The following is a 13,117-nucleotide window of genomic DNA, read 5'->3' as shown; positions in this document are numbered from 1 at the left end:
ACTTTCTCTTCTGAAGTGCTTTTTCCGAACGAACACGTTCCATCCCCTATAATATGTATATGACATTTTTAATTAAAGCCCCAAGAAACCTTGACATATAAAAAAATATAGTGTATTATTAATTTTTGTGCCTCACAAATAAACAGTAACTTGTAATAGAGAAGATAATGCAATGTAAGAATTTTTTCTGGCATTCTGCTTATGTTTTAAGATAAAAACTTATTCACACTGGATCGGCTTCGGAGCCGTTAGGATGTAAGAGAGGTAGGGCTTACGTCGTTTAGGTATAAAACCATCAGGTGGAAGAATAACCGCGGCAAACTTGTTTTTATTAACAATTACAATAAATTGAATTTTTACCTTGCAATGGCTGATACTAATGACAACAACCATTCACAAGTTACAATAGGTTCTAATTAAATGAATCTTTTTTTAAAAGAGAAGGCAGTGGGATATTCCCACTGCCTTCGTCCAATTTCGTCCTAAAAAAGAGTCCTGTACACAAAATACAGGACTCTTTTTTAATTTTTTATAAAAATTGCTTGCTTGCCCATTTGTTCCCAGGCTTTGATGAAGCTCTCACGATTTAATTTTATATTCTTTCCACCATATGGATTATTGATATAAATAAAATTTTCATCATACCCAGTTATGACCACGCTATGTTCGCTAAAAGTAATTTTAACTTTCCCCTGGGGTGTATCCCAAGTTTGAAAAACAGAGACTGGGGCAAAGCTTGATGTGGTTATAATCCAGACAGGATGCCCTTGTCCTACCTCTTTTAAAATCTCAGAAAATGGATTACCAGTTAGATTTACAGCTCTGTCTCCGACATATTTCTTCGTTAATTCGTAAATAGGTCCATTGTATACTCCAAGTCCAGGTCCATGAGCCATATCTCCAACAAATCCGACATTTGGATTTCCTTTTTTGCCATTACTATAGGTGAGCGGGACTGTTTTAATTTCTTCCGCTAACTTATTCTTTGTTACCTTTACACCAGCATAATTTAGAATCATCGCAAGGCTGGTCACCTCACAGCCGTTATAAAGCAGCGGTGCATCCATTTGCTTAATTAATGGCACATCCAAAATGATACTATCTGGTAATTTGGGAGCTTCTTTCGCCATAAGTTCCACTTCTCGTGTTTTGAGGGGAACGGCTTCCCAAACCTTTGCAGCTGCTTGCCTCTCGGACATGACCGCATAAACCGTCCTTACACCAACAGCGGACAGTATGAGAATCCCCATGGTAATTAGAAATTTTTTCATAGACAGATAAACCATTCCTTGTTAAATTCTTTGCTGATCTTGAAAAATTAGTAAGTTACTACTATATAACCATATCAAATTTTACTTTTTGGATAAAGGAAAATTTTTACCAGATATTATTATAGTTGCCGTTTCTTAATTTAACCTTAAAAAAAATCCCCTTTTTAAAAGGAGATTTTAGACTTAAATTCGATAATGTTTAATTTTTTTTGCAATCTGATTAATCACTTCAGAAAAGACTAAACCAAAAGCAATTGAACCTGACAGCATCAGAACTTTCGCAGCAAGTGCAATTGCCTCATTATAATTATTTTCCACAATATTTCTCATCGCATCATAAGCTAGCCCGCCGGGGACTAAGGGAATAATACCGGCAACACTAAAAATAATCACGGGCATCTTATAAATTTTCGCCATCTCTTGGCTGAGGAGCGCAATAAAAATCGTTGCTGCCAATGTCGCCACGATCGGATCCTGTGAATATTCCACGAGAAGAAAATAAATTAACCATCCGCCCATTCCGATTAGACCGCATTTTATTAAGGATTCCTTTGGTGCATTAAACAGTATCCCAAACGCTGCAGTAGCAAGAAAACTGGTTACCGCTTGTGAAAGAATGGCCATCCTCGCTTACCTCCATACTATAAAAATGATAATACAAACGCAATTCCGGCCCCAATCGCAAACGCCGTCAAAAAAGCTTCAGCTCCTTTTGACAGACCCGATACCAAATGTCCAGCCATTAAATCCCGGATGGCATTGGTCACTAATAGTCCAGGTACCAGTGTCATGACAGAACCAATAATAATCGTGTCTAATTTATGCCCCAAACCGATTCTTACAAATAATAATGAAAGTAATCCGATGACGAATGAAGCTAAAAACTCTGAAAAGAACTTAATTGGCACAAAACGATGAAAGGCAATAAAACTTATATACCCTGCACCGCCAGAAATCATTGCGGGGATAAAATCATTCCAGCCCCCGTTAAACATAATCATAAAACAACCACTGGCAAGTGAGGCAGCCGCTGCTTGGTATGAAAAAGGAAAAGTGACATTTAGGTCTTCGATGTCCTTTAATTTGCTCAAGGCTGTCTTTAGATCCAATTCTCCGCTGCTAATACTACGCGAAATACTATTCACCATAGCAACCTTTTTCAAATCTGTTGACCGTTCTGATATTCGGATGAGTTTTGTTTTTGTGGGTTCTGAGCCTTCCGCTGAGAAAATAATCCCCGTTGGAGTAACATAACTGTGAGATCTTTCGATGCCAAAGGAAGCGGCTATCCTCATCATGGTATCTTCAACCCTATAGGTTTCTCCGCCGCTTTGAAGCATAATTTTCCCTGCAAGCAGGCATACTTCCATAATTTCATAAGTCTGTTCAACCATTTTGTCCATCTATTCATTCACCACATATTTCAACATTTAATATCTAGTTTAAAACAAAAGAAGCATTAGAAGCAATAACTCAAAAAAACAAGCAGCCCTTAAAAGTAGAAATTCTCCCGGTTATACTTGTTTATCCATATTGCTACATATAAAAATCCATTTTAACAAAAAATGAGATATGGTTGGTCTTTCAAGTATTTACCTATACTATTTCCAAAGATTTAAAACCCTTTTTATAAGAAAAAATGTTTTAAATCAATAATTATTTCAGGTACAATTACGTTATAAGAAAAATTTTTTCATACTATTTATTATCTAGAGGCATTTTTTCAGTCAAAAAACTTCTATTTAATAATGAAGGAGATTGTCTAATGGATAACCTATCTTACTATCTTGGCGTTGATATCGGAACCACTAGTACAAAGGCAGTTCTTTATAAAGATAAAGGAACAGTCATAAGTATGCACCATGTGGAATATCCACTCTTTAGCCCAACCCCCTCGGTTGCTGAGCAAGACCCAGACGAAATTTTCCGAGCAGTGGTGGAAACAATCAAGGTCGCTATCAGCAAGGGTAAAATTGATTCAAAAAAAATAAAACTTGTTTCTTTTAGTTCTGCAATGCATAGTGTCATTGCCATGAGTGAAGAAAATAAACCGCTTACCCGCTGTATAACATGGGCAGACAGCCGGGCAACTGCCTGGGCTGAAACGATAAAAAACGATCTCAATGGGCTCGCAATCTATCGTAGGACTGGGACCCCGGTTCACCCGATGTCACCACTTTGTAAAATCACTTGGCTGCGGCACGACAAGCCTGAACTCTTTATGCAGACCAGTAAATTTATTGGGATAAAGGAATATGTATTTTACAAGCTATTTGGCAAATATGTCGTCGATTATTCGATTGCATCGGCAACTGGAATGTTTAACCTTGAGCAGCTTGCTTGGGATACGGAAGCATTAGAAGTAGCAGGGATTAACAGTGAAAAACTAGCTGAGCCTGTCCCGACTACCTATTATTTAACAGGCTTAAAACAGGAATTTGCTACAGAGCTGGGCCTGCCTGCTGAAACACCTTTTGTCGTTGGCGCAAGTGATGGAGTTCTTTCCAATTTAGGCGTTAATGCCATTGATCCTGGCGTAGTTGCTGTTACAATTGGAACAAGCGGGGCCATCCGGACAGTAACGGATCGACCAGTTACAGATCCAAAAGGGAGAATTTTTTGCTATGCGCTGACAGAAAATCATTGGGTTGTTGGCGGTCCCGTTAACAACGGCGGCATGACCTTCCGGTGGGTGCGTGACCAGCTTGCCTCAAGCGAAGTAGAAACGGCGAAGCGGTTGGGGATTGACCCGTATGAAGTATTAACCAAAATTGCCTCCAGAGTTGCACCAGGTGCTGACGGTCTTATTTTCCACCCTTATTTAGCCGGAGAACGTGCACCACTTTGGAATGCCCATGCAAGAGGGTCCTTTTTCGGCCTTGGACTTCATCACAAAAAGGAACATATGATTCGCGCGGTATTAGAAGGTGTCATTTTAAATTTATATTCTGTCTTACTTGCGCTTCAGGAGATTATTGGCGTACCTAAAAAAATCCAAGCAACTGGCGGTTTTGCCCGGTCTGAATTATGGCGGCAGATGATGGCTGATATTTTCAACCAAGAGGTTGTTGTCCCAGAAAGCTTTGAAAGCTCATGTCTTGGTGCTGTCGTTCTAGGTATGTATGCATTAGGGGAAATTGAGGACTTTTCGATTATGTCTGAATTAGTGGGCTCAACCCATGCCCATCAGCCAATCGAAAGTAATGTAGAAATTTATAATGACTTAACCCCAATCTATATCCGTGTCTCCCGTGTATTAGAAAATGAATATGGTCCGATTACAAGTTTTCAAGAGAAATGGATAAAGTAATCAGTAAGAAAAGCTTCAGCGCCTTGATCAGGCGCTGAAGCCGGACAATTTTCAAGGTTAATTTTTATATTTTCTATTAAAGAAGAAAGCATCCGGCTTAATGCCGGATGCTTCTTTACTACCCTTTTAGTTCTTTTCAACGGCATGGCCGCCAAATTCATTTCTCAAAGCAGCAACAACTTTACCAGTAAAGGTATCTTCCTCGAGTGAGCGATATCGCATCATCAGTGACAATGCTGTTACAGGCATGGCAGCTTGAAGTTCAAGTGCTGTTTCAATTGTCCATTTTCCTTCTCCTGAAGAATGCATAACCCCTTTAATAGAATCAAGTTTCGGATCTTTTGAAAAGGCGTTTTCCGTTAGTTCCATCAGCCAAGAACGGATGACGGAGCCATTATTCCAAACGCGCGCAACCTTTTCATAATCAAAGTCATAATCACTTTTTTCCAAAACTTCAAAGCCTTCCGCAATTGCTTGCATCATTCCATACTCTATTCCATTATGAATCATTTTTAGGAAATGGCCGCTGCCGCTCTTGCCTGCATACAGATAGCCATTTTCTACATTAATATCACGAATAACCGGCTCAATTGTGCTAAAAATCTCTTTATCCCCGCCTATCATCATACAGGCGCCTTCCCTAGCACCTGCCATACCACCGCTTGTTCCAGCGTCAAAGAAATGAATGCCCTTATTACCAAGTTCCATTCCCCTTCGGATCGAGTCCTTATAGTGTGAATTTCCACCATCAATAACGATATCTCCTTCTGCCAGCACACCCTTAAGCTCCTCAACCACTTGTTCAGTGATGGGCCCAGATGGAACCATTATCCATATGATTCTAGGCGCGGAAAGCTCATTAACAAGTGCAGAAATAGACTCAGCACCAATCGCCCCATCTCCGCTAAGTTTTTTTACTGCTTCCTTATTTACGTCAAACGCGACTACATGATGATTATTTTCCATTATATTAAGTGCAAGATTATAACCCATTTTTCCTAATCCTATTAATCCGATTTCCATGAGTAAAACCTCCGAAATAAATTTTTCTTGATAGTTCCATTATATGAAAATTTATTTCATAAATCAAATATTACCTGAAAAAATATTTTTTCAGAAAATTTCATGCTATACTAAAGATACGATTTTTTTATAGAGAGGAAAACATGTTATGGTTCAAAACTGTCTGGGAAAGATACGATCTTATTATGCTCGGCTTAGTGAAAAAGAAAAAAAAGTTGCAGATTATATCTTGGAAAATCCTGAAAAAATTATTCATAATACCATCAATGAAGTTGCCGAAGATTTACAAGTGGCTGATGCTACTGTATTCCGTTTTTGCAAGCGAATTGGCTTTAAGGGTTATCAAGCCATGAAAATTGCTCTTGCTTCTGAAATTATTGAACCCATTCAGCAGATTCATGAGGAAATCAGTGAAAACGATAATGAAAAAACGGTGGCCGATAAGATTTTTCATTCAAATATCAGAACGTTAGAAAACACCTTGCAAATCCTTGATGAAACTTCCATTCAAAGAGCAGTTGGCCTGCTAATGAAGGCCAAACGGGTTGAGTTTTACGGTACTGGTGGATCAAATGTGGTAGCAATGGACGCTTTTCATAAATTTGTGCGCACCGGAATTAAAGCGTTTGCATTTATAGATACCCATTTCCAACTCATGTCTGCTTCGCAATTAGGGGAAAATGACGTTGCTGTTGTGATCTCTCACTCTGGTACAAATAAAGACACTCTCAATGTATTAAAGACGGCTAAAAAAAATGGGGCAAAAACAATTGGAATTACAAGTTATCCAAAATCGCCAATTTGCCAGTTCTCGGATGTAGCACTTTTTACTAGTTCAGAAGAAACAGAATACCGTTCCGAAGCACTCTCATCCAGAATTGCCCAATTAAGTCTCATTGACGCGCTTTATGTAAATATAATGATCCTTAATAAGGAAAAAGCAAAACGATCACTTGGAAAAGTAAGAGAAGCGATATCCGATACAAGAATTTAGTTTTTTTCATCAATAGTTAAAGAGGATGACCTAAGGGCCATCCTCTTTCATTTTATAGGAAAATATTAAGAATAAGTGCACCTGCAAACGCAATGAAGGATAATAGCGTTTCCAAGACAGTCCATGTTTTAAATGTTTCTTGAATGGTAAGACCCAAATACTCTTTTACCATCCAGAAGCCAGCATCGTTAACATGTGAGAACATTAACGAACCTGCTCCTGTAGCGATAACAAGTAATTCTAAGTTAACACCTGACATGTTAGCTACAATTGGGGCAACAATCCCAGCTGCCGTTGTTAAAGAAACTGTAGCTGAACCAGTTGCAATTCGAATTAAACCAGCAATCAAAAATGCTAATACAAGAGGAGATAATGACATTCCTTCAGACATAGAAGCAATAACCTTTGCTACTCCACTTTCAATCAGAATTTGCTTAAATCCACCACCGGCACCGATAATTAAGACAATTGATCCTACTGGGAGGATACATTCCTCTGTGAATTTCTGTATCTTGTTTTTATCGATTCCCTGACGAAAGCCTAGGAAATAAAAGGATAGGAAACAAGAGATAAGTAAAGCGATAATCGGACTTCCAATAAACACTAAAAACTTTTCAAATCCAGCTGGTACAGGTAAATAGGGTGCTGCTGTTCCTAAGACCATTAAAATAACGGGCATTAAGATCGTTAGGAAAGAAATTCCTACACTTGGCAATGACTTTTTATCCATATGGTCATCAATACGAACTAATTCAGGCTCTCCAACCGGAACTACACGTTTATTGATAAATTTCGCAAATAGTGGCCCGCCAATAATACCGGCCGGAATCGCAATAATTAAAGAATAAAGTAATACTTTACCGAGATTAGCCCCATAAAGTCCTATCGCAGCAATCGCACCTGGATGTGGAGGAACGAGTCCGTGAACGATTGACAAACCTGCAATCGCTGGTAAACCAATTAATAAGATATTTTGCTTTGATGCTTTTTGAATGGAGATAACAAGCGGTAATAAAATCAAAATTCCAACTTCAAAGAAAACAGGGATCCCAATAACAAACCCTGATAAAAACATTGCCCAAGGCAGTTTCTTCTCACCAAATACTTTGATAAAGAAATTTGCAATCTGCAAACCTGCGCCTGATTCAGACAACATCTTTCCTAAAATAGTTCCTAAAGCCAAGATACCGACTAAGTGCCCTAACGTACCGCCAACTCCTGTTTCGTAAGCGGCTACAATCTTATCTAAACCTAATCCCGACATAATCGCCAAGAATAATCCTGCTACTGTTAAACTAATAAATGCATGCCACTTAAACAATGAAACTCCTAAAATAACTATAACAATTGAGACCAGTGTAACTAGTAATAAATAGGCATTCATTAAACTGCCACCCCTTTAGGTTTTATTCTATTTTTTTGCAGTAGTACTATGAAAGCACTTCCAACAAAATTGATTATACGAAAAAAATTTTTTTATTTCAACACTTATTTCGAAAAAATATTTTGTTTGATAGGTAAACAAAATATTTTTTTCATTATCTACAAATGAAAAATTTAAATAACCCCCAAATTTAGCAAAAAGACGGGTGCAAATGCCCCGTCACTACTCTCCAATATTGTTTTCAAACCATTCCTGGAGCTCTCCTAAAGATGTAAATGTAAAAATTTCTTCGCCATTCTGGCCATTGTCCATCCCAGCATTACCTCTCAAAGTAATTTGTCCTTCATCCTCAGAAACCAGGATTGCATAGGGGTGGTTGATGTTTATATACCTTGAGTCTAAATCGGTATCCAGCCAATTTTTGCTTCGTAAAAACACTTCAATATATTCCATTCATTTCCCTCCTTATCCTTTTATTGTTCCAATCCGCAAAAAAAAGAGACAAAATTAATGTCTCTTAAAGAAAAAATTTTTTATTTTGAAAATATAAAACATGACTATTGTTTGGCAAAATTGATTGTTACAAAACAGCCGTCATTTCAATTTGTACTCTAAGGCCTTCCCTTAAATTTTTAACAATAGTAGGTCTAGCTGGGCGGTCATTTTCATTCGGAAACATCTTTAGCCACTCAACATTAACAATTTTTTTATATTCACGGTCTGTTGCTGAAACACTTAATTGAGCGATACACTTTTTGAAAAGAGTACAAAATCACACCAAATTACTGGCTAAATGAAATCCTTATCAAATAAGGAAGACAGTATCCACCTATTATTCATATAAATGGATAGTGCCCTCCTTTGTTTTTACGAGCCGTAATCAGATTCCAGTCGTCTCATAAACTCCTCTGCAGCACTGTATCCTTCCTGCTTCAGAAGCCAGTTATTGGCTGCGGCTTCAATTAACCCCGCAACATCACGGCCAGGTTGAAGCTGAATCTCAATATGAGGAATTCGAACATCCATATATTCCGTAAATCTAGATTCGTGATCCAATTCATTATGAAGTGAATTTTTTTGCCATTTGGTTAGCTCAATATCGAGCGCGATTCTCGTCTCATCCTGAAAAGCTTTTCTTCCATATAAGCGGACCACATTCAATAGGCCCACACTTCTTAGAGCAAGAAATTCCTTTGTTTTTCCGTCATGTGTGGCAAGAATGGTTCGTGGACTAAGCTTTTTTAAGACAACGATATCATCAGCCACCAGCCTATGACCTCTGCCAATCATGGTGTGGGCAATTTCACTTTTGCCGATACCTGATTTTCCACGAAGTAAAATGCCCATTCCATATACATTGATACATACCCCGTGTATAGCGATTTCTGGCGCCAATTTCTTTACCATATAAGCATCAAGCTTCATAATAAATTCAGAAGTCCTTTGTGGCTCTGACGTACATAACAACGGGATTCCCTCTTCTAGACAATATTGAGTTAAATACGTTAGTCCTTCCTGTCCGGCTGTAACGATAAAGCATGGAGGATGGTATTTAACGATATTCCCTATTCGTATCTGACGCTCCTCAATGCTTAACTTATGTAAATAAGTAATTTCTTTTCTTCCGAGGATTTGAACACGTTCAGTCGGGAAAAAGTCAAAATGGCCAACGAATTCTAAACCTGGACGATGTGATCGGGCTTGTGTAATTGTTTGTTGTAATTGCTTTTCTCCGGCCAATACTTCCAAGGAAAATTTACGAACTAAATCTTCAACTGATAATATCTTCACGTCAATGGCACTCTCCATCCTAAATCATTTTCTTTTCTTGATTTTATCATCCTTTACAAAAGGGAATGATAGTTTTATCTTAAACCATAAAGAAAGGTCAACCAGAAAACTGGTTAACCTAAAAAAATAGTAGAGAATCAAGAAATAGTGCAAAGCTGCCAATCATATTTTTACTATATTACATAGTTACATAGATTGCCTATTTTCTCCACTTCCACTGATACAACGTCGCCCGGCTTCATTGGACAACTGCCAGAAGGTGAACCGGTGGCCAATACATCCCCCGGCTCAAGAGTCATAACCTTTGATACCCAACTAATAAGAAAAGGAATCGATAGTGACATCTGATTCGTATTACCATCCTGTACAACTTTGCCATTCAAAGTTGTCACGATTCGTAAATTGGTTGGGTCAATACCTGTAACTATCCACGGACCCAACGGCCCAAAAGTATCAAAACCTTTTCCGCGTGTAAATTGTGGATCAACTTTTGTAAGATCTCTTGCCGTTACATCGTTAAAAATAGTACAGCCAAAAACATAATCTAAAGCCTCTTCTTCTTTTATATTTTTGCCGCGTTTTCCGATAACGAGTGCCACTTCCCCCTCCATTTCCACCTGGTTGGTTAAATGATTGGACGGAAGAATAATTTCTCCCTCATGCGGAATCAGGGACGAAGCAGGTTTTAAAAACAAAAATGGCTCTTTGAGATTTGGTCTCCCCCCAGTCTCTGTTGCATGTCCCGCATAAGTCCATCCGAAATTTATGACTTTTGAAGGTTTTACAGGCTCTAAAATTTTTACATCCTTTAATTTAACTCTTGTACCGTCAAAGTTTAGTTCATTGTTTACTATTTCAGTAAAGTTGCTGGACAGTTGCAAAATTTCGCCATCCTCAACCATTCCGTAAAATACTTTATTATTGCTATTTTTGTAACGAACTATTGTTTGTGTTCTTTGTAGTAGCTTCATTTCCATCCCAAACACGATCCCCCATATATTAATAAATAATTCACTGACTAGATGGTAATCCCGTAGGAATCTTATTCATTTTCCCATAATAGTTTACTGACTATTTTTTTAAAATATCATTTTGTTAATAGAAATTCACTTTCGCTTATGTCAATGAAAATGGACGCTCCACGTCAGGGTTTTTGCAGTTATTTCTAAGACTTTAACACCTTTGCCTTCCGTGTTGAAAAATCCGTATCTTGATAATAACTATTTTTCACTAAAATATTAGGACCTAAGCACGCTGCAGCTGGGCAATGACAACTTAATTCTTTTGCTAGTTTAGAGGATTGCCAATTGTGGTATGCAGTTAATAAGTTGGTTGTTTGAATGTTTCCTAGCGCTGGTGTATCACCAAAATCGGTTACGATGATATCACCATTAAAAATGTTCACATTCAAACGAGAGCGGCCATCAGGATCGTTTCTGACGGTAACATTTTTACTATTATATAATCTTTTTAAAAGGACTAAATCATCTTCATTACTGCTGCAAGCATAAAACGGCAGTGTTCCAAACAACATCCAGGTCTTTTCATCACGAATATCTAATAAATGATGGATAGCCTCTCTTAACTCGCTAAGTGATAAGGTCTCAAGGCCGCTGGCAAAATCACTCGGGTACATCGGATGGACCTCATGCCGCTGACATAACATCTCATCCACTATTTGTCGGTGAATCTTTTCTAAATGGGGAAGTGTCCGCTTGTTTAACATGGTTTCAGCCGAAACCATAATTCCTGCTTTCACCAGTTCACGGCTGTTTTCTATCATTCTCATAAAATAGGCTTCCTGTTGTTTGACATCAGGCTTTTTTTCCATCCTCGCAAATCCGCCTTCGACGAAATCATCAACAGTGCCCCAGTTATGTGAAATATGTAAGACGTCTAAATAAGGAACAATTAGCTCATAACGTCCTAAATCAAGGGTTAAATTCGAATTGATTTGCGTTCTTACACCACGCTCATGGGCGTATTTTAAAAGCGGAACAACATAATTCTTTACAGAGGACAGTGATAGCATCGGTTCTCCCCCCGTAATACTTAAAGAGCGCAATGTTGGAATTTCATCTAATCTCTTTATTAGAAGTTCAACCGGCAATGCGTGCGGATCCTTTGTCTGCAATGTATAACCGACCGCACAGTGTTCGCAGCGCATATTACATAGTGTTGTGGTGGTGAATTCAATATTTGAAAGCAGCGGCTTTCCATACTCCTCAATATCTAAGTAAGCTTCCCATGGATCATATTTTGGGGTAATTTTTTTTCTAGTTAACATATATACTCCTTAAAAATCAGTCTTTAAAACCTTTTTATTATAGCTGATTGCTAGAAAAATGGGTTGTCATAACCATTTATTACAAAAGTTTATGTTAGGGAAAATGTGTATATTCAAGGAAAACTCTCCAAAAAGACACATATCTCGACTATTTTAGTTTACAATATATAAATAATATTAAACGTTAGAATGGTGGGAATTCAACTTGGAAATGCAACCATTAAGCGAGGCGGAAAAACTCGCTCTAAAAAAGATGAAAATTTTTAAGCAAAGTATCCTTCGCTATCTATTAAGGGCCATGCTTGCGAGTATGTTTATTGGCTTTGGTGTCATTGTTGCCTTTAAGACCGGGAACTTTTTTTATTTAAAAGATTCTCCGTTTGCCTATCCTATGGCTGCGTTGACTTTTGGAGCGGCTATTATTTTGATAGCCTATGGCGGCGGTGATTTATTTACCGGTAATACATTCTACTACACCTATGCAGCTCTTAGGAAAAAAATGGTGTGGCTGGATGTCATAAAATTATGGATTTGCAGTTATATTGGAAATATTTTAGGAGCATTGGTGTTCGCCTTTATTATCTTTACTACTGGACTTTTTGCTGATTCGTCCGTGAACAGTTTTTTACTTCATGTTGTGGAAATCAAAATGCAGGTACCCACAACTCAATTATTTTTCCGGGCTATTCTTTGTAACTGGCTCGTTTGTATGGCTTTTTTCCTTCCAATGGGATTAAAAGGGGATGGCCCGAAAATGTTTGCAATGATGTTGTTTGTATTTTGCTTCTTTATTTCTGGGTATGAACACAGTATTGCTAATATGTGTACATTCGCAATTGCTTTAGTATTAAATCATCCAGGAACGATCTCTTGGGCAGGTGTCGTACATAATTTGGTTCCAGTAACGATTGGTAACTTAATTGGCGGTGCTGTTTTTATGGCAATGATGTATTACTATGCAAATAAGCCATTTTTAGAGGAATACGATAAGGAGCAGGCGCACTAAGGAAATCCCCCTGTTTATCGACAAATTTCCAGGGAAATATCAACAAGAACA

Annotated in this window: 12 protein-coding genes; 3 read left to right on the top strand and 9 right to left on the bottom strand. The window is 38.0% G+C overall.

Annotated elements, in window-relative coordinates:
• Positions 1-521: 521 nt before the first annotated feature.
• The 3 genes from V7077_RS11885 to V7077_RS11875 form a co-directional block, all read right to left on the bottom strand.
• Positions 522-1,271, bottom strand: a complete 750-nt coding sequence (locus V7077_RS11885) for a C39 family peptidase (RefSeq protein ID WP_335501681.1) — start codon at positions 1,269-1,271, stop codon at positions 522-524.
• Between the two features lie 183 nt (positions 1,272-1,454).
• Positions 1,455-1,895, bottom strand: a complete 441-nt coding sequence (locus tag V7077_RS11880) for a threonine/serine exporter family protein (protein ID WP_335501680.1) — start codon at positions 1,893-1,895, stop codon at positions 1,455-1,457.
• A 17-nt stretch (positions 1,896-1,912) separates the two neighbouring features.
• Entirely contained in the window at positions 1,913-2,674 is a 762-nt protein-coding gene (locus V7077_RS11875) for a threonine/serine exporter family protein (RefSeq protein WP_335501678.1), read from the bottom strand.
• A gap of 362 nt (positions 2,675-3,036) precedes the next feature.
• Between V7077_RS11875 and gntK the strand changes: the two genes are divergently transcribed.
• Complete coding sequence (gene gntK / locus V7077_RS11870; RefSeq protein ID WP_335501676.1) at positions 3,037-4,581, top strand: gluconokinase; 1,545 nt, start codon at positions 3,037-3,039, stop codon at positions 4,579-4,581.
• A gap of 126 nt (positions 4,582-4,707) precedes the next feature.
• Here gntK and gnd read toward each other — a convergent pair whose 3' ends face one another.
• The gene (gene gnd, locus V7077_RS11865; RefSeq protein WP_335501675.1) at positions 4,708-5,604 is read right to left on the bottom strand and encodes a phosphogluconate dehydrogenase (NAD(+)-dependent, decarboxylating); all 897 of its coding nucleotides are present in this window, start codon (positions 5,602-5,604) and stop codon (positions 4,708-4,710) included.
• Between the two features lie 148 nt (positions 5,605-5,752).
• Between gnd and V7077_RS11860 the strand changes: the two genes are divergently transcribed.
• Positions 5,753-6,598, top strand: a complete 846-nt coding sequence (locus V7077_RS11860) for a MurR/RpiR family transcriptional regulator (protein ID WP_335501673.1) — start codon at positions 5,753-5,755, stop codon at positions 6,596-6,598.
• Positions 6,599-6,650: 52 nt separating this feature from the next.
• On the opposite strand, the gene V7077_RS11855 is transcribed toward V7077_RS11860, so the two are convergent.
• The 5 genes from V7077_RS11855 to yfkAB all read right to left on the bottom strand — a co-directional run bounded on the left by V7077_RS11855 (position 6,651) and on the right by yfkAB (position 12,060).
• The gene (locus tag V7077_RS11855) at positions 6,651-7,982 is read right to left on the bottom strand and encodes a GntT/GntP/DsdX family permease (protein WP_335501671.1); all 1,332 of its coding nucleotides are present in this window, start codon (positions 7,980-7,982) and stop codon (positions 6,651-6,653) included.
• Positions 7,983-8,204: 222 nt separating this feature from the next.
• The gene (locus V7077_RS11850; RefSeq protein ID WP_335501668.1) at positions 8,205-8,435 is read right to left on the bottom strand and encodes a hypothetical protein; all 231 of its coding nucleotides are present in this window, start codon (positions 8,433-8,435) and stop codon (positions 8,205-8,207) included.
• A 414-nt stretch (positions 8,436-8,849) separates the two neighbouring features.
• On the bottom strand, positions 8,850-9,791 hold the full coding sequence (hprK, locus tag V7077_RS11845) for an HPr(Ser) kinase/phosphatase (protein ID WP_420489638.1): 942 nt from the start codon (positions 9,789-9,791) through the stop codon (positions 8,850-8,852).
• A 155-nt stretch (positions 9,792-9,946) separates the two neighbouring features.
• Positions 9,947-10,750 (bottom strand): fumarylacetoacetate hydrolase family protein, encoded by an 804-nt coding sequence (locus V7077_RS11840; protein ID WP_335501664.1) that lies wholly within the window; start codon positions 10,748-10,750, stop codon positions 9,947-9,949.
• A gap of 188 nt (positions 10,751-10,938) precedes the next feature.
• On the bottom strand, positions 10,939-12,060 hold the full coding sequence (gene yfkAB / locus V7077_RS11835) for a radical SAM/CxCxxxxC motif protein YfkAB (RefSeq protein WP_335501662.1): 1,122 nt from the start codon (positions 12,058-12,060) through the stop codon (positions 10,939-10,941).
• 211 nt (positions 12,061-12,271) lie between these two features.
• Between yfkAB and V7077_RS11830 the strand changes: the two genes are divergently transcribed.
• Positions 12,272-13,066 (top strand): formate/nitrite transporter family protein, encoded by a 795-nt coding sequence (locus V7077_RS11830; protein WP_420489641.1) that lies wholly within the window; start codon positions 12,272-12,274, stop codon positions 13,064-13,066.
• The last annotated feature ends 51 nt before the right edge of the window (positions 13,067-13,117 follow it).

Origin of the sequence: Neobacillus vireti, assembly GCF_036962465.1 — a bacterium.
GTDB classification, from domain to species: Bacteria; Bacillota; Bacilli; order Bacillales; family Cytobacillaceae; genus Neobacillus; species Neobacillus vireti_B.
This window is presented reverse-complemented; position numbering and strand designations above follow the sequence as displayed.

Excerpts from the sequence above, each read along its gene's own strand:
- V7077_RS11885 (WP_335501681.1), bottom strand. The coding sequence starts at position 1,271 with ATGAAAAAATTTCTAATTACCATGGGGATTCTCATACTGTCCGCTGTT.
- V7077_RS11850 (WP_335501668.1), bottom strand. The coding sequence starts at position 8,435 with ATGGAATATATTGAAGTGTTTTTACGAAGCAAAAATTGGCTGGATACC.
- gntK (WP_335501676.1), top strand. The coding sequence starts at position 3,037 with ATGGATAACCTATCTTACTATCTTGGCGTTGATATCGGAACCACTAGT.
- hprK (WP_420489638.1), bottom strand. The coding sequence starts at position 9,791 with ATGGAGAGTGCCATTGACGTGAAGATATTATCAGTTGAAGATTTAGTT.
- V7077_RS11880 (WP_335501680.1), bottom strand. The coding sequence starts at position 1,895 with ATGGCCATTCTTTCACAAGCGGTAACCAGTTTTCTTGCTACTGCAGCG.
- V7077_RS11875 (WP_335501678.1), bottom strand. The coding sequence starts at position 2,674 with ATGGACAAAATGGTTGAACAGACTTATGAAATTATGGAAGTATGCCTG.
- V7077_RS11830 (WP_420489641.1), top strand. The coding sequence starts at position 12,272 with ATGCAACCATTAAGCGAGGCGGAAAAACTCGCTCTAAAAAAGATGAAA.
- gnd (WP_335501675.1), bottom strand. The coding sequence starts at position 5,604 with ATGGAAATCGGATTAATAGGATTAGGAAAAATGGGTTATAATCTTGCA.
- V7077_RS11860 (WP_335501673.1), top strand. The coding sequence starts at position 5,753 with ATGGTTCAAAACTGTCTGGGAAAGATACGATCTTATTATGCTCGGCTT.
- V7077_RS11840 (WP_335501664.1), bottom strand. The coding sequence starts at position 10,750 with ATGGAAATGAAGCTACTACAAAGAACACAAACAATAGTTCGTTACAAA.
- V7077_RS11855 (WP_335501671.1), bottom strand. The coding sequence starts at position 7,982 with ATGAATGCCTATTTATTACTAGTTACACTGGTCTCAATTGTTATAGTT.
- yfkAB (WP_335501662.1), bottom strand. The coding sequence starts at position 12,060 with ATGTTAACTAGAAAAAAAATTACCCCAAAATATGATCCATGGGAAGCT.